Raw genomic sequence first — 17190 nt, forward strand, 5'->3', positions numbered from 1 at the left:
ACATTATACAAATGCAACACTTTCTACTATCATTAATACCCTAGTATTATGAATTTAATTTTTATTCCTTTAGCTGAGAACATATCCTCATGCTCTGTTGTTATATTCCCCTTAAAATCACTATTGTGTAGATCATAAGTGATATACTTAATTTCAAGACCAGCTTCTTTAAAGTACTCTAATGACTCTTCAAATAAATCATCATCATCAGTTTTAAACCTTATTTCAGAACCTTTTTTAAGAAACTGCTTATACATTTCAAGTTTTCTTATATGAGTAAGTCTTCTCTTCTTATGTCTATCTTTAGGCCAAGGATTACAGAAGTTTATGTATATTCTTTCTATAACATCTCCATCTCCTATCGCTTTATCTATTAATGCAACTTCTTGTGACATAACTTTAACATTATCAATATTTTCAATTCCTCTTTCCTTATAAGAAGCTTCTATATTTCTTTTTGCCTCAACTATAACTTCATCTTTAATATCAATTGCAATATAGTTAACATCTTGATTTTCTGCTGCAAGAATTGCTATAAATGTTCCTTTTCCAGCTCCTAGTTCTAAATGTAGTGGATTTTCTGAATTTTTATAGACATTTTTCCAATTACCTTTTTTCTCTGTTGGGTCTATTATAAATAAATCACTTGCTTCTAGTTCTGGTCTAGCCCAAGCTTTTCTTCTCATTCTCATCTTTTAACATCACTCCGTTCTCATTATTCGCTACTTTATTATACATACTTATATAAATTCTATCAACTTATAACAAAAACTTATAATTATGACTACTTATTTAAATTTAGGTTAAGCTAAAAAATATATAGCTAAAGTTAACTTATTTGTATAATATTTATACATCTGCCTTAGCTTTTAAATATTATAAACTCATTTTTAAAATGATAATTAAGAAGGTAAAATTAATGATTAAAATAAATAAAAGTAAATTCCTATATAACAACCTACTCTTTGTAATATCCATACTTATATATGTATCATTTAAACTTCTTCTTGGAGAGGCTAATGCATTTGTTGGTATAACTATTGTTCAAGCAGCTTTTTTACTGCTTAACTACGACCTTACTGGTTCGCTTAAATCACAATTTTTAAAATTTATATTAATAAATTTATACATTGGTATTTTTACATACCTTGCTTCAATCAATGTATACTATGGACTTTTAATTAATTTCTTAGCTCTTTTTATTTTAGCATATGCACTTACATATGATTTGAAAAACTCTATATCATATCCATTTTTATTTGGATATATATTTCTTAGCATACATAGTGTTGAGTTAAAACTTTTACCCATAAGACTTATAGCGCTTGTTATAGGTTCTTTTATAATAGTTTTACTACAATTTATTTTTAACAGAAATAAATCCAGAAAAATAATAAGAGATAATTTAGATGAGCTTAGTTATGATATAAATAAAAAAATCGAAAATATTTTCTTAAATAAAAATGAAAAAATTGCTCTTTCTGTTTTAAAGAAAAATATAGATTTGATAATTAAGACTATTTATGATAAAAGAGATAATTATTTTCATTTGAACTATAAAGATAGAATTATTTTAAATATGGCACTTTATTTTGAAAGGCTTAAATTTGACCTTGATGAACTTATTCATCCTAAAAATGACTTAGTATATTTAAGATTTTTAGAAGATTTATCAAATATAATTATTTATATTCCAAGTTCTCTTGATAGTAACTCTAATATGGCTAATCTTGAAAAAATGCTTTACAGCATTATAGATAAATATAAAGCACTTGATGATACTAACTACTCACTTTATGAGATGCTGCAAAACCTTAAAACTTTAAAATTTTCAATTTGCACAAAAAATCAATTTGTTGCATCTAAAAACATATCAATTCCAAATAAATTTCAATTTGATAATGTTTTTAACTTTAATTTCTTCACTGTAAAATCTGTTAGATTTAGCTACGCTTTAAGGGTTAGCTTTCTTATTTCTATTAGTTTTTTTGCAGTAAGTTTTCTTGGTTCTTCTGAGGGGAAATGGCTTCCACTTACTATCTTTCCTCTTATACAACCATATTCTGAGCTATCAAGCAGAAAAATACCGGTTAAATTTAAAGGAACATTGCTTGGTATAGTTATCTTCGCAATGCTAACTTATATACCATATATAAATCCTTATTTAATTTTTGTTTATCTAGCCTTTTACTACTTTTATATAATACTTAGTGAATCAATTTTAAAAACTGCACTACTCACAGTGACAGTTCTTGGGCTAGTTTCTATTGCTGAACTTTCACCAAAAACAGCCGAACTTGAAAGACTTCTATTTATCTCACTCGGTATTCTTATAGGCTATCTTGGGACAAAATTAATACTTCCATTTACACTTAATGACTCACTTAGGAAATTTACTAAAAATCATTATATGCTAACAAAAGATATCATACATGATGGTTTCAAATATAAGTTAAATAATATTCTTATAACAGATTTAAACGATAAACTTTTTATCTCAAAGCTTATCGAGAATAAAATACTAACTAATAATGCGATACTTGATAGTACTGTTATTAAAAAATTTATTTATAATCAAAGAATTCTAAATAATGATTTATACTTTTTAATGTTTTCATTAAACAAACATAATGCTTCTAGTTCTATACTTTTAAACTTAAAAGAAAATCTCTACCTCTCCTATTCAAGACATTCTGTTGATTACTATAGGGAAGAAGATTTAATTTTAGATATAAAAAATATAGAAAAAATTGCTATGACAAAAACACTTACTAATATAGAACTTTTAATTTTTGTAAATACATATAAAATAATACGACGGCTTGAGATTTCAAATAATCTTTTACTTGCCATAATCTCAATACTTGATAACAAAACTTAATTATTCATATAAAAAACCTAACCATAAAAACATCCTATGGTTAGGTTTCTTGTTATTCTACACTATCTAATTCTTTTCTAAATTCATCATCTTCTCTAGCCCAATCAAATGAACGACTTATCGCTCTTTGCCACCCTTTATATAAGATAGTCCTCTTCTTCTCACTCATACTCGATATAAACTCTTTATCTATATTAATAACATTCTCAATTTCGCTTTTATCTTTATAAAACCCTACTGCAAGCCCAGCAAGGAAAGCTGCACCAAGAGCTGTTGTTTCAATAATTTTAGGTCTTATTATAGGAATATTTAAAATATCTGACTGGAAATCTAATAAGAAATTATTAGCACTTGCTCCACCATCAACTTTTAAAGCTTTTAAATCTATTCCTGAATCTTCCTTCATAGCTTCTAAAATATCCTTAGTTTGATAAGCTATACCTTCAAGTGTTGCCCTAACTATATGAGCTCTATTTGCCCCTCTAGTTAAACCAACTATCGTTCCTCTAGCATACATATCCCAATGTGGCGCTCCAAGCCCTGTAAAAGCTGGAACTACATAAACTCCATTACTATCTTTTACACTCTTTGCAAGAAACTCACTTTCTTTTGAATCTTCTATCATTTTAAGTTCATCCCTAAGCCATTGAATTGCTGCTCCTGCTATAAAAACACTTCCTTCTAAGGCATACTCAACTTGTCCATTTATTTCCCAAGCAATAGTTGTTAAAAGACCTTTTTTAGACTTTACAATTTTATCACCTGTATTCATAAGCATAAAGCAACCTGTCCCATATGTGCTTTTTGCCATTCCTTTTTCAAAACAATTCTGCCCAAATAATGCTGCATGTTGATCACCTGCACATCCTGCTATTGGTATTTCTGCCCCTGCAAGCATATTCTTATCTGTATATCCATAAATTTCACTTGAAGATTTAACTGTTGGAAGCATAGATTTTGGAATATCTAACATTTCTAAAAGCTCATCATCCCACTTTAATGTTTTTATATTAAAAAGCATAGTTCTTGATGCATTACTATAATCTGTTACATGTGATTTCCCTCTTGTAAGATTCCAAATAAGCCAAGTATCAACAGTTCCAAATAAAAGTTCACCTTTATTAGCTCTATCTCTTGCACCTTCCACATTATCTAAAATCCATTTAATTTTTGTTCCAGAGAAATACGCATCTATTATAAGTCCGGTCTTCTCTTTCACAGTTTCCTCATATCCTCTTTTAATTAAATCCTCGCATATATCGGCAGTTCTTCTGCATTGCCAAACAATAGCATTATAAACTGGCTTTCCTGTCTGCTTATCCCAAACAATCGTTGTTTCCCTTTGATTAGTAATCCCAATTGCTGCAATTTCTTCAGGATTAACCATACTCATTTCTATGACTTCTCTAAAAACTCCTGTTTGTGAACCCCAAATCCTCATAGGATTATGTTCAACCCATCCAGCCTTTGGATAAATTTGTTCAAACTCATGTTGCGCTGATGCAACTAGATTACCTTTTTTATCAAATAAAATAGCTCTTGAACTTGTTGTCCCCTGATCTAATGCTATTAAATATTTTTTTTCCATAAAAAACACCTTCTTACCTATACTTCTTTGACTAACTTATATTTTACTCTCAAAAAATGTAATTGCAAATATATTATTAAATTGTTTTCTTTTTTGCATTTTGTAAAATTTATACTTACAAAAACAATTTATATAAACTAATCTAATTTTAAAATTGTATAGATAAATCCACTTGTTTCTTTGATTATTATTCTAATTAAGGTTAAACTTATAAGGAAATATTTAAATACTTGAGGAGGCTTATACATGACAAAACATGGTGCAAACATATTTGACCTTTGTAATATATATAATGTAAAAAAAGAAGAATTAATGGATTTTAGCTCTAACATAAATCCTTTTGGCTCATCAAAAAAAGCTAAGGATGCAGTTATAGAAAATATAGAAATGGTTTCATTATACCCTGATCCTGAGTATAAGAAGCTTAAACAAAATATAAGTACATATTCAGGGGCAAGTACAGAAAATATATTACTTGGAAGTGGTGCAACAGAACTTATTTCTGCATTTATAGACACTATAAATCCTAAAAAAGCATTACTTTTATCCCCATCATACTCTGAGTATGATAAAGAGCTAACTAACATAGGTTGTGATACTTCATTATACTTTGCTAAAAAAGAAGATGATTTTAAAATTAATGTAGCAAACTTTATAGAAACTATAAACAAAGACAACTTTGATATGGTTATAATCTGTAATCCTAACAATCCAACTGGATTTACTTTTTCAAGAGCTGAAATAGCTACAATTCTTGAAAAAACAAATACATTTATAATGGTTGATGAAACTTACATAGAGTTTTCAGATATGAGTATCTATTCTAGCACAGAGCTTGTAGATAAATATAACAAACTATTTATCATAAGAGGAACTTCTAAATTCTTTGGAACTCCAGGGGCAAGACTTGGATATGGGCTTATATCTGATAGGAAAGTTTATGATTCTATAAGTAAACATTTAGACCTTTGGAATATAAACATATTTGCAACTCTTATGGGTGAGGTTATGTTTGCTGATACAGATTATATAAACGAAACTTCTCTTAAAATAAAAAAAGAAAAAGAGTATCTTCTTAAAGAATTAAACTCTCTTTCTTCTATAAAAGTATTTGATACATCAGCTAACTTTATTCTTTGTGAGATTAAAGATGAGCTAATGACTGCTAGAGATTTATATGAAAAACTTATAAAAGATAAAATCATAATAAGGGACTGTGCCTCATTTGATGGACTTTCTAAATTTTTCTTTAGAGTTTGTATATTAACTCCTACTGAAAATAAACTTCTTATTTCAGCAATTAAAAATATACTTTCTTAAAAATCTGCTTCAAATAAATTAATTATTTCTTTTTCTGATAGTGATGATAGGATACTTCCATTTGAAAGATTTCCTGTCATCACTTTTTCTATTATATCCTTCTTATCTTCTTGAAGTTTCACAATTTTTTCTTCTATTGTTCCTTTTGAGATAAGCTTTATAACTTCAACTTTATTTTCTTGTCCTATTCTATGTGCTCTATCTGTTGCTTGGTCTTCCACTGCGGGATTCCACCAAGGGTCAAAATGAATAACAACATCTGCTGATGTAAGGTTAAGTCCTGTACCTCCAGCTTTTAAAGATATCAAGAATACTTTTTTATCTTTGCTATTATTAAAATCATCAACTTCTGTAAGTCTATCCTTAGCTTTTACAGAACCATCTATATAAGAATACTCTATTCTTTTTTTATCTAAAGTATCTTTTATAGTACTTAAAACACCTGTAAACTGTGAAAATAGTAATATCTTATGTCCATTTTCTATATAACCATCAACAAGATTCATAGCCATATCAAGCTTACTATTCTCGCCCTTATAATCTTTATATACTATACTTGGCTCAAGACATAACTGTCTAAGCTTCATAAGATATGCAAAAACTTCTACTTTACTCTTATCTTCACTATTTTCCATTTTCCCTCTTAAATCTTTAACATACGTAGAATAAAGTTTTTTCTGTTCCTTTGATAACTCAACAAAGAATTGTTTCTCCATCTTATCTGGAAGCTCTTTTAAAACTTGTTTTTTCTCTCTTCTAAGTATAAAAGGATTTATAGCCTTATTTAAATCATTATATTTACTTTCTCCACTCATAAACGTTCTAGTAAATTTATTTCTATTAAATAAATACCCTGGCATAGCATAATCAAAAATAGACCAAAGTTCTAAAAGATTATTTTCAATTGGTGTTCCTGTTAGTGCAAACTTATTCTTTGCATTAACACTCTTAACTGCAATAGCTGATTTAGCTACTGAATTTTTAATATTTTGAGCCTCATCAATTATCATAATATCAAACTCATATTCATCATAAAAACCATCATTTTTTATAGTTCCATATGTAGTTAATATAACATCATATTCCTCTATATTATTTAGAATATCTTCCCTTTGCTTCTTTGTACCATGTGCAATTCCAATTTTAAGTGACGGAGCAAATTTTTCAAACTCATTTTTCCAGTTGTAAACAAGTGCTGTAGGTGTAACTACAAGTGTTTTTTTTCCCTCTTCTGATAATATATATGTTATTGTTTGAATAGTTTTACCAAGCCCCATTTCATCTGCTAAAACCCCTGCAAAACCAAAGTGTGTTAAAGTTTTAAACCACTTAAATCCTTCAATTTGATAATCACGAAGAGTAGCATTTAATCCACTTGGAAGTTCAAATTCCATTTTCTTCATCGCTTTAAATTTCTTAGATAGTTTATCAATCAGCTTTGTACCTTTAACAAAGCTATTTTTTTTCGTTTCTAAATAATCAGCTAGATACATAGCTCTATTTTTATTTACCCTATAAACATTATCATCTGCTGAAACCTTTATATTATCTACATTATCCATAAGGTCTACAAATCCTGATAATTCCTTACCTGATAAATCAATAAAGCTATCTTCTGATAATTTAAAGAACTTCTTACCACTATTTATAGCAGAAATGATTTTTTTTATATCATTTTGTTCTACATTCTCTACTTCAAAAGAAAAATCTAAATAATCTTGTCTTTCCTTAATATCAACTGAAACACTTGGTGATTTAACAATATTAAATTTTTTAAAGCTTTCAGAATAAAAAACATCTCCAAGCTTATTTAAACTTTGAACTCCTTTATCTATAAAGTAGAATAATTCTTCATCATCCTTACAAAAAACATACTTATCATCTTGTTTTCTAAATCCAAGCTTTGTTATATTTTGATAAAGCTCATACTCTTTTTTTCCATCTCTAACTATATATTTATCCCCAGCATCCTTAACTAAAGTATCTCCATATGATATTTTATCTTCAATATATACATTTCCTCTATGCTTATCAAGATAAAATTCTGCCTTAAAATCACCCATAAGAATTTTATCATTAATCTTCTTGTCTACCTTAACTTCCCCAACTCTCTTAAGTCTTGGTATTACCTTTTCAAATAAAACTTCTAAATTATCCTTTGATATTTCAATTTTTTCTTTTTTACTTGTAAGTTCATTAAGTTTAGACAAATAATTTCGTTGCTCATAACTTGGTATGTATAAACTATTTTTATAAAAGCAAACGTCATTCTCTAAAGTTAGGGAATTAAACTTATTTATATCTACTTCTATATTATCTTTACTCTCTTTTAAATTAATCTGCATAGGTAAATTTTCTTTTATAACTTTTATATCTTCATACATAGTACCCTCAATAGAGATTTTAAAGTCTTTGTCTTTTATGCATTCAAGAAATGGTCTTAAAGATCTTTTATCAAGTTTTAAAAATTTCCCCTTACTTCCTATATTTCTAATTCCACGAACTCCTAATGATTCTCTCATTCTATCAAGACTTAAAATTGCAAGTTCTAAGAAGTTTAAAACTTTCTCATCACTTTCTGAAAATGAATAATCATTAGAACTATATGAAAGAAGTTTTCCAAGTACTAATTCATTTCCTGTATTTCTTGCATTAAAAAATTCTATTATATTTTTAACAAGATATAACTTTTCAAAACCTATTTTTAATGAAACATCAAAATTTGATGCAAATGAATTTTTATCTATATGTACAATAACTTCTAAATTAATTTGTTCTTCTCTTGAAATATCATCATTAAAAATCTTTAAAAATTCAAGTTCTGTATTCTTTTCTTCATCAAAGAAATTTTCTTTTGCAAGATAATCAAATAACCTAAAAATCCCAGCAACTATATGTTTACACATATAATTATCAGAATAATATCCATTATTCTCATAATCCATACAATTACACGCTGTATAAATTATTTCTTTATCATCTTTATCAATATTAAAGAAAATTTTATAATTTCTATTTGAAGTTTCTGAAGGCACTTTTCCACTACACTCTATATTATCATCATATTCAACTATATCAAGTGGTATATTCCTATTTAATGTATGTACTCTTTTTCCCTTTTGAATATTTCTAGACGACTCACTATGATACATCTCATTACTAATTTCATTTATAACTTGCCTAGTTTTAATATCTATTTCGCTATATAAACTCAAATTCCAACCAACCTCTTTTCTAGTATATTTTAACCACTTATATATTTTACATAAAAAAACTAATTTAAACTATAAAAACTAGAATTTATTAACACTAATTAATAAATTCTAATTTTTAACTTTGTTTTCTTCTCTTTTATTTATTATTGCTAGAACTTATATAACCTTCTACTTCATATTTTTCAACAAATATAACACCAAGAACCATTCTATAAATTATAGAACCTTTAGCTAATACTTTATTTTTAGAATTTAATCTATTAAAAGAATCAGTTGCTGTTTTCAGTGATGAAAAGCAATTATGTAATTTTTCATCTTCTGTATTTGGATCTATAATAACTAAATACTTATTATCAACCATTTCTTCTTTGAACTCCTTTTTTTCATCTTCAAGTGTATGAGTATGTGTAGATTTAAAGAAATCTAAAAGATCATGTTCTCTTTTAATAGATAATCTTTCTATCTCATGTACTTTCCTATCATTTCTAACCTTATAATTATTTAAATCTGCATTTTTCATTTGTATCTCCCCACTAAGCATTGAATAAAATTCATATACCTCTCAAACTATAATTATTACCATAAAACATTTCTCTATACCCTAATATCCATTAGCTAATAAATATTACTTTCATTTAAGTATATAATAATAATATTTAAATCTATTTTCAATCTTACACTTATAGAAAATTACTTGTTTTTATATTATAAGTTTTTACATCTCTTTTCTAAATATACCATATAAATGAACTTTTTATATTTTAGTAAAGATTATTTTACTAACTTAATAAACTTATACAGATTATCCTTTAATTCTATATGTTCTTTCTTTGTATTATTTTCTTTACCTTTTAAGGCAATAAAAAATAGGATAGTTTTAAAAACTACCCTATCTATAATTCTAATTATTGGAATCCTAAAAGTTTTCCTACTTGATATACAATTACTGCTGCACCCCATCCCACAAGGAATGTGTAACCTGCTGTAAATAATGTCCACTTCATATTTGTTTCCTTTTTTATAGCCCCAAGAGCTACAAGACAAGGCGTATATAAAAGTGAGAATATCATAAATGACATTGCTGTAAGTGGAGTGAAAACTGTTTGAATAACCTCTGTAAGACTTCCACCATCAACTCCATAAAGCATTCCCATAGTTGCAACCACAGTTTCTTTTGCAAGAATCCCTGTAAATATAGAAACTCCAGCTTCCCATGTTCCAAAACCTGCTGGTGCAAATATTGGAGCTATTATACCACCAAGTTGCCCAAGCAATGACTCACTACTAAATTCTTCAACTCCAAATGGAAAGTTTGAAAGAACCCATAAAATCATCATTATAGGTAATATTATTACTGCAGCCTTCTTTAAGAAAGAACCTGCCTTTTCAAACATTAAAATCACCACATTTTTTATTGATGGCATTCTATATTTAGGTAGTTCCATAACAAAATATGATGGTTCACCCTTAAATAAAGTTTTACTAAATATTTTACCTGCTATTAAAGCAATAATTATCCCTGTAACATATAATGAGAATAATATAAGTCCTTTATTCTCTGTAAAGAAAGCATCTATAAACACAAGATATATAGGAAGTCTTGCACCACATGATACAAATGGATTTATAAGAAGTGCTATCATCCTATCCTTCTTATTCTCTAAAGTTCTTGTTGACATGATAGCTGGTACATTACATCCAACACCTATAAGCATAGATACAAAAGTCTTACCATGAAGTCCAAGTGCTCTCATAAATTTATCCATAACATAAGCAGCTCTTGCCATATATCCTGAATCTTCTAGTAGACCAATTAGGAAGTACATAGTCATAATAAGTGGTAAGAAACTTACCACAGCTCCAACTCCACCAAATACTCCACCATTCACAAATCCAGTAAGCATCTCTGGTGCTCCCATACTTTCCATCCAAGTTACAACATTATTACCTATCATAGCAATAAAATCACCTGCATAGCCTTGAAGATTAGCCCCAAGAGTAAATGTAAGTTGATAAAGAAAGAACATAACTCCAGCAAATATTGGAATACCAAAATATTTATGAGTTATTATCTTATCAAGCTTCTCTGTAATTGTTAGCTCACCATTTCTTTCTTTTTTAATTACAACTTTATCTACATACCCAGCAATTGCTGTATATCTTTTATCAACAATAGCAATATCTGCCTCAAAATCAAGCTTATCTTCAATATTTTTATTAGCAGTATCTAATGTTTTCTTAAGTTCTACAATCTCTTTTACTACAACCTGTTCACTTATATATTTATCATTTTCTAAAAGTTTTAAAGCTACCCATGAACTTGGATAATCTAACTTAGTATCCTTTATAACATTAGATATATTATCAATCTCTTTATTTATCTCTGTTCCATAGTCTAAAAGTGTTATCTCACCACTTTGTTTAACCTTGCTTACCTTTAAAACTTCTTCTATTAGGTTATCTATACTGGCATTCTTAAGCGCTGATATTCCAACAATAGGAACTCCAAGTTTTTTAGATAGCTTTTTTATATCTATCTTTATCCCTTGTTTCTCTGCTTCATCCATCATATTAAGTGCTATAACAACATTAAGTCCAAGTTCTAAAATTTGAGTTGTTAAATATAAATTCCTTTCAATATTTGTAGCATCTACTACGTTTATAATAACTTCTGGTCTATCTTTTATAATATAATCTCTTGCTATTATTTCATCCTCTGAATATGCACCAAGACTATAAGTCCCTGGTAAATCTATTACTGTGTAACTTTCACCTTTATATTTTAAAGTACCTTCTTTTTTTTCAACTGTAACTCCTGGCCAGTTTCCTGTATGCGCTCTAGCTTTTGTTAAAGCATTAAAAAGCGTACTCTTCCCACTGTTCGGATTTCCAGCAAGTCCTATTCTAAACATACTATTCCCCCATAACACTAATTTCTATAACATAATTAATTTCAAAGTAAAGCAATCCCCTTAAATTGTCATTACTTTGAAGATACTAAAACACTCTTTATATTAATATAGCTTTTGCTTCATTTCTTCTAATAGTCAATTTATATCCTCTAAGTTCTATATTAATTGGATCCCCCATTGGAGCCATACCTATAATTTCTATCTCAATTCCTGGTGTAACTCCCATATCTAAAAGCCTTCTTTTAACATTACTCCCTTTTTCAAGTCCTCTAACTCTAACTCTATCTCCAAGAGTTAACATATCAAGTGTATTCATACCTCTCATCCTCCTCAAATTATTTTTTTAAAACTTTCATAGTTTTTTCTGTAAACTTATAACTATTTGGTTCATTTAACATCTTTCCACTACAGTCACACGAACAACTTCCACAAGTTTCTGTACTACATAAACTTATTTCTTTTTCTATATAGCCCTTTTTGATAAGTTCATTCTTACTTTCATCTACTAAAGCTTCATTTATATTTAAAGCCTTTGAAATAATCCCTGTATTAAATTCACCATTTTTCCACATATACTCCAAAATCTTTTTAAACATTTTATCACCTCTTATACTATATTCTAAGTCTAACCTAACTGATATTGAATTTCAATTGTATTTGGTAATGTTTATTATTTATTTACAATTTTTACAAATTAAATGATTTCAGTTCATATCTTACTTATTTTTTTCACATTTGCTTATTATTATTTCACCTAAATAATACTTTATAATAAAAAAATATCATCAGATTTAAAATCCAATGATATTTTTACTTTTATATTATTTTAAAATAAAGAATCCAAGTGCAAGAATTATATAAATTCCAATAAGAAGTGCACCTTCGAGCCAATTTGACTCCCCATCACTAGCAACTTTATTAGCTATAATAACTGAAGCTACAAGCGCTACAAGTTCAAATGGATTAAATATTATACTCATAGGAGTAAAAAATAAGCTAAAGAATAATGCAAGTGGTAAAACAAGTAATACAATTTGTAAACTTGAACCAAGTGCTATCTCAACAGCAACATCCATTTTATTCTTAAGTGCCATCATAATTGCTGTAGAATGCTCTGCAGCATTTCCAACTATCGGAACAATTATAATCCCAACAAAGAATTCACTAATTCCAAGTGACTTTGTCATAGGCTCAACAGCACTAACTAAAATTTCACTCTCAAGAGCTACAAGGATAGTTACCACAATTAAAACTATTAAACATTTAGCAAGTGACCAATTAGCAGTTTCTTCTTCTTTTTCACCCTCTTCTGCAAGTTCTTCCTCCGTAGGTATAATTGCAAAAACTTCTTTATGAGTAAAGAAAGAGAATATCAAACTAAGTATGTAAATAATAAACATTATAACTGCAACTGCAATGCTAAGATACTCATAATTTGTACTTATGAATTGAGGCTTAACAGTATGCATAAATATAGCAGGAATACAAAGTCCTATAACTGCAAATAAAAGCATACTAGCAGTTGTATCTGTACTTCTTCTATTAAATGTCTGTATTTTATATTTAAATCCACCTGCAAGCATACTAGCTCCTAATACAAAAAGTGAATTTCCTATTATAGAACCAGCTATTGAAGACTTAACAAGCTCAAATAACCCTTCCTTTATAGCAAGAAACGTAATTATAAGTTCTGTAGCATTACCAAAAGTGGCATTTAAAAATCCACCAAGCTTTGCACCAGTATAAAAAGTTAGTTCCTCTGTAGCTTCACCTATCATTCCAGCAAGTGGTATAATCGCAAGTGCTGCAAAAATAAATAGCATAGTAGGTGACCATTTTAAAAACATTCCTATAATGCTTATAGGAATAAATATAAGTAATATTTTAAGGTACTTCATCTTCGCCCTCCAAAATTATGTATTTATAAAAATTTGAAGAAACTTTCCCTTCTAAGTTAATTCTATGTTAGTTTTCCAAATAAGACTTAATTTAATTCATAAATTTCTAATTTAAAATATCGTAGCTAATTACCCTTAAAATTTTAGAATATTAAACCTTACTTGTAAAACTTATCATTTTACATATATATTATAATCTATATTAGCTCTACTTTAAATATAATTTGTACTATCATAGCTATAAAAATAGAAACTCCAAATGCTAATGTCTTCCTTTCTTCAAAATCTTTATCAACATCAAAACTTTTAAATAAAATCATCATTTTTAAAATAGAAAATAATCTTTTTACTCTTTTAAATAATTCTTTATTAAGTAATCCTGTAAAAACAATAAATACAAGTGATACAATCATTGCTATACAAAAATTATCAATAGCAAACTGCCACCCCATTATTGCTCCTATTCCACATAAAAGTTTTATATCACCAGCACCAAAAGCTCTTATTGCAAAAAGTATAAATAAAACTGCAAAAGGAATCAAAATTCCTTTTATAGAAAAGATTGCTCCAGCTATACCGTTTATATACAAATTAATTGAAATACCAAAAATTACTGCTCCAAGACAAATTATATTTTTAATCTTCCCCTCTTTATAATCTGTATATGCTGATATTCCAGTTACTAAAATCAATATACCTACTATTATAATATCTAACATAAACTCCACCTACATATTCCCTACAACTATAAGCGTAGCTAGACTAAAAAATAAATATGGAACAAAAGGAATTTCTTTTTTCTTATTTCCTGAATAATTTTTTATAAGAAGAAAAATTGCAAAAACAAATACACAAACCCCAGCTCCCATTAAAATTGTAGTAAGTCCTCTAACTCCATAAATCATACCAAGTGCAGATAAAATCATTGTATCTCCCATACCTAATGCCCCCTTACTTATCTTTGATACAATAGCTAAAACACCTAAAGTAATAATAGCTGTTATCATTGCATCTGACCTATAAACATTATTTTCTATAAATAAAGACGCTACTGCAAATACACTAAGTCCAACAAAAAGCTTATTATCCACATACTTTGTTTTATAATCAATAATTGCAAGATAATACATAATAGCTAAAATACCTGTATACAAAATAATTATATATATATTATCCATCTTATATATATTGTAAAAATTCAAAAGCAGAATAGGTACAACTCGAAATAAAAGACTCTTATCAAAACTTATCTTTCTCATTCTCAACTTTCTCTTTACCTCTACTTTTTCTAAATTACTCTCTATATCCCCCTCTGTTTCATCTAAATCATTTAACCCTATGTATTCCTCCATAACAAATAATTCAACTAACATAACAATAAAAACTATAAACATAACCCCTAATAAATATTTCATAAATCCTCCTATATAACCATAAAATTAAAGCTAGTCCTAATAAATAATATTAAGACTAGCCATGTTTTATACCATTATGTTAACTAAATTTAGTTGAAACACCTCTATAAATTTTTAACTATAGCATTTTTTTAATATTTATATCAAATTAGCTTTTAGATTTTCCCCATGTTGTAAGTTCAATACTAAAAGCATTACCTCTTTTCTGAATATTTTCCAATTAAAGCTTTTCTTTTTACAACTTTTCAGTATATATGTTTTTTATTATTCTGATTCTAATAAATATACTTCTTCAAACTCTGTCCCCACCTCTATATTAGCTATATTCAACATAACTGTTAATGAATTACGACTCTCTGAAATACTAAGTTCATATCCATCTTGTTCAAGAAAATATAAGTCATCACTTAAATCCACATCTTTTATTTCTTCATCTATTTTTTCCCAATCAAGATCTAAATCAAATACAGCTTTAAAAAATGCTGGAAAATATGATTCTATAAACTTAAACTCCGTTTCTTGTAACCATTCTACCTCGGTTTCCCAATCTGCATATTTATAATGCTTAAATGATTTAAAAACAGAATCTCCATCTGAATTTTCAGCAAAAGCCATATCAATAAAATTTAAAGTATCTGTATATGGAAATACAAATAAATCTTTAGCTCTATCTAACTCTACCTTGTATGAATTATCTTTTTTTAAATCTAAATCTTTGTTAAGAGTAGCACCTATTTCTTCTACATGTTGAATAAAATTTTCTTTGATTTGTGCACTTTTTTCAACCACTTCATTATCGCCTGATTTCTCTTCTTTTTCTTCCTGCTCTGCACTTACTCCACTATCCACTTTAGATTCTGTATTTCCACACCCTACTAAACTTGTCATCATTATAATTAATATTAAAGCTCCCAAATACTTTTTCTTCATAAAACTAACTCCTTCTTATTTTTCTCTAAATCATCTTATAATTATTATCTCACCCCAATCAAAATTTGTAAATATTTTACATTTAAATGCAAATAAAACAAAAAAAGCTATGACAACACATAACTTTTTAAGCATTTTATTCAATTACATAATACTTGATATAATGCACTATGCATTTTAATTGTTTTTACCTCAAATATATTTATATCTTTTTTAAAATCTTCTTGATATTTATTATTCTGATTCTAATAAATATACTTCTTCATACTCTGTCTTTGCTCCTGAATTAGCTATCGTTAAAATTATAGTTAATGAGTTATGACTTTCATTTATACCAAGTTGATACCCTTCTTTTTCAATAAAATACCTATCACCTCTTAAGTCCATATCTTTTATTTCTTCATCAATTTTTGCCCAATCAAACTCTACTTCAAAAACTTCTTTAAAAAATTCTGGAAAATATGATTCTGTAAATTTAAACTTTGTTTCTTCTAACCATTCAATCTCTTCTTCTAAATTAGCTTGTCTTTTATGTGTAAATCCTTTAAAAACACTATCTCCATCTGAATTTTCACCAAAATTCATATTCATAAAATACATACTATCTCTATAGAAAAATTCAAATATATCCTCATGGAAGTCTAACTGTATCTCATATGAATTTTTTTCTTTAAAATCTACCTCCTCTTTAATTCTATCCCCTGCTACTTTTTCTATATAGTTAATATAATTTTTTTTAATTTGTTCACTTTTTTCAACTATTTCATTATCGCCTGATTTCTCTTCTTTTTCTTTCTGCTCTGCACTTACTCCACTATCTACTTTAGATTCTGTATTTCCACACCCTACAAAACTTGTCATCATTATAATTGCTGTTAAAACACCCAAATACTTTCTCTTCATAAAACCAACTCCTTTTTATTTTTCTCTAAATCACCTTATAATTATTATCTCATCATAATTGTAAATTGTAAAATTTTACCAATATTTATTTTATAAAAATATAAAAGCTATGAAAATGCATAGCTTTT

The 17190-nt window shown here is 27.6% G+C and carries 14 protein-coding genes; 2 read left to right on the top strand and 12 right to left on the bottom strand.

Translation table 11 applies throughout. The features are described from left to right. Nucleotides 1-32 precede the first annotated feature (32 nt). Nucleotides 33-692 (bottom strand): tRNA (guanosine(46)-N7)-methyltransferase TrmB, encoded by a 660-nt coding sequence (gene trmB, locus Q0V15_RS06945; protein WP_297437359.1) that lies wholly within the window; start codon nt 690-692, stop codon nt 33-35. Between the two features lie 227 nt (nt 693-919). On the opposite strand from trmB, the gene Q0V15_RS06950 reads away from it, so the two are divergent. After that, the gene (locus Q0V15_RS06950) at nt 920-2881 is read left to right on the top strand and encodes an FUSC family protein (protein ID WP_297437361.1); all 1962 of its coding nucleotides are present in this window, start codon (nt 920-922) and stop codon (nt 2879-2881) included. Nucleotides 2882-2933: 52 nt separating this feature from the next. Here Q0V15_RS06950 and glpK read toward each other — a convergent pair whose 3' ends face one another. Beyond that, a complete protein-coding gene (gene glpK, locus Q0V15_RS06955; protein WP_297437363.1) occupies nt 2934-4469 on the bottom strand; it encodes a glycerol kinase GlpK in 1536 nt (511 codons plus the stop codon). A gap of 246 nt (nt 4470-4715) precedes the next feature. Here glpK and Q0V15_RS06960 point away from each other — a divergent pair, with 246 nt between their 5' ends. After that, on the top strand, nt 4716-5789 hold the full coding sequence (locus Q0V15_RS06960) for a histidinol-phosphate transaminase (protein ID WP_297437365.1): 1074 nt from the start codon (nt 4716-4718) through the stop codon (nt 5787-5789). Here the strand turns inward: Q0V15_RS06960 and Q0V15_RS06965 are convergent. The 10 genes from Q0V15_RS06965 to Q0V15_RS07010 all read right to left on the bottom strand — a co-directional run bounded on the left by Q0V15_RS06965 (nt 5786) and on the right by Q0V15_RS07010 (nt 17062). Continuing rightward, nucleotides 5786-9004 carry a DEAD/DEAH box helicase gene (locus Q0V15_RS06965; protein ID WP_297437367.1) on the bottom strand — a complete coding sequence of 1073 codons (3219 nt, stop codon included), beginning with the start codon at nt 9002-9004 and terminating at the stop codon, nt 5786-5788. The genes Q0V15_RS06960 and Q0V15_RS06965 overlap by 4 nt on opposite strands. Before the next feature lie 136 nt (nt 9005-9140). Continuing rightward, nucleotides 9141-9524 (bottom strand): hypothetical protein, encoded by a 384-nt coding sequence (locus Q0V15_RS06970; protein ID WP_297437369.1) that lies wholly within the window; start codon nt 9522-9524, stop codon nt 9141-9143. Nucleotides 9525-9909: 385 nt separating this feature from the next. Beyond that, the gene (feoB, locus tag Q0V15_RS06975) at nt 9910-11916 is read right to left on the bottom strand and encodes a ferrous iron transport protein B (protein ID WP_297437371.1); all 2007 of its coding nucleotides are present in this window, start codon (nt 11914-11916) and stop codon (nt 9910-9912) included. Nucleotides 11917-12013: 97 nt separating this feature from the next. Next, a complete protein-coding gene (locus tag Q0V15_RS06980) occupies nt 12014-12232 on the bottom strand; it encodes a FeoA family protein (protein WP_297437373.1) in 219 nt (72 codons plus the stop codon). A 19-nt stretch (nt 12233-12251) separates the two neighbouring features. Next, nucleotides 12252-12512, bottom strand: a complete 261-nt coding sequence (locus tag Q0V15_RS06985) for a hypothetical protein (RefSeq protein ID WP_297437375.1) — start codon at nt 12510-12512, stop codon at nt 12252-12254. A 225-nt stretch (nt 12513-12737) separates the two neighbouring features. Next, a complete protein-coding gene (gene cax / locus Q0V15_RS06990; RefSeq protein ID WP_297437377.1) occupies nt 12738-13814 on the bottom strand; it encodes a calcium/proton exchanger in 1077 nt (358 codons plus the stop codon). Between the two features lie 197 nt (nt 13815-14011). Next, nucleotides 14012-14533, bottom strand: coding sequence for a prepilin peptidase (locus tag Q0V15_RS06995; RefSeq protein ID WP_297437379.1), 522 nt, complete (start codon nt 14531-14533; stop codon nt 14012-14014). A 9-nt stretch (nt 14534-14542) separates the two neighbouring features. Then, the gene (locus Q0V15_RS07000) at nt 14543-15229 is read right to left on the bottom strand and encodes an A24 family peptidase (RefSeq protein WP_297437381.1); all 687 of its coding nucleotides are present in this window, start codon (nt 15227-15229) and stop codon (nt 14543-14545) included. A 264-nt stretch (nt 15230-15493) separates the two neighbouring features. Continuing rightward, nucleotides 15494-16159: a hypothetical protein gene (locus Q0V15_RS07005; RefSeq protein ID WP_297437383.1), complete on the bottom strand. Its 666-nt coding sequence runs from the start codon at nt 16157-16159 to the stop codon at nt 15494-15496. A 234-nt stretch (nt 16160-16393) separates the two neighbouring features. After that, nucleotides 16394-17062: a hypothetical protein gene (locus Q0V15_RS07010; RefSeq protein ID WP_297437385.1), complete on the bottom strand. Its 669-nt coding sequence runs from the start codon at nt 17060-17062 to the stop codon at nt 16394-16396. Between the last annotated feature and the right edge of the window lie 128 nt (nt 17063-17190).

The organism is uncultured Clostridium sp. (genome assembly GCF_947036855.1).
In the GTDB taxonomy this organism is placed as follows: Bacteria; Bacillota; Clostridia; order Clostridiales; family Clostridiaceae; genus Sarcina.

Bases quoted from the DNA above. Each gene is read 5' to 3' on its own strand.
- glpK (WP_297437363.1), bottom strand. From the start codon at position 4,469: ATGGAAAAAAAATATTTAATAGCATTAGATCAGGGGACAACAAGTTCA.
- feoB (WP_297437371.1), bottom strand. From the start codon at position 11,916: ATGTTTAGAATAGGACTTGCTGGAAATCCGAACAGTGGGAAGAGTACG.
- Q0V15_RS06985 (WP_297437375.1), bottom strand. From the start codon at position 12,512: ATGTTTAAAAAGATTTTGGAGTATATGTGGAAAAATGGTGAATTTAAT.
- Q0V15_RS07005 (WP_297437383.1), bottom strand. From the start codon at position 16,159: ATGAAGAAAAAGTATTTGGGAGCTTTAATATTAATTATAATGATGACA.
- Q0V15_RS06995 (WP_297437379.1), bottom strand. From the start codon at position 14,533: ATGTTAGATATTATAATAGTAGGTATATTGATTTTAGTAACTGGAATA.
- Q0V15_RS07000 (WP_297437381.1), bottom strand. From the start codon at position 15,229: ATGAAATATTTATTAGGGGTTATGTTTATAGTTTTTATTGTTATGTTA.
- Q0V15_RS06950 (WP_297437361.1), top strand. From the start codon at position 920: ATGATTAAAATAAATAAAAGTAAATTCCTATATAACAACCTACTCTTT.
- Q0V15_RS07010 (WP_297437385.1), bottom strand. From the start codon at position 17,062: ATGAAGAGAAAGTATTTGGGTGTTTTAACAGCAATTATAATGATGACA.
- Q0V15_RS06970 (WP_297437369.1), bottom strand. From the start codon at position 9,524: ATGAAAAATGCAGATTTAAATAATTATAAGGTTAGAAATGATAGGAAA.
- trmB (WP_297437359.1), bottom strand. From the start codon at position 692: ATGAGAATGAGAAGAAAAGCTTGGGCTAGACCAGAACTAGAAGCAAGT.
- Q0V15_RS06960 (WP_297437365.1), top strand. From the start codon at position 4,716: ATGACAAAACATGGTGCAAACATATTTGACCTTTGTAATATATATAAT.
- Q0V15_RS06980 (WP_297437373.1), bottom strand. From the start codon at position 12,232: ATGAATACACTTGATATGTTAACTCTTGGAGATAGAGTTAGAGTTAGA.
- cax (WP_297437377.1), bottom strand. From the start codon at position 13,814: ATGAAGTACCTTAAAATATTACTTATATTTATTCCTATAAGCATTATA.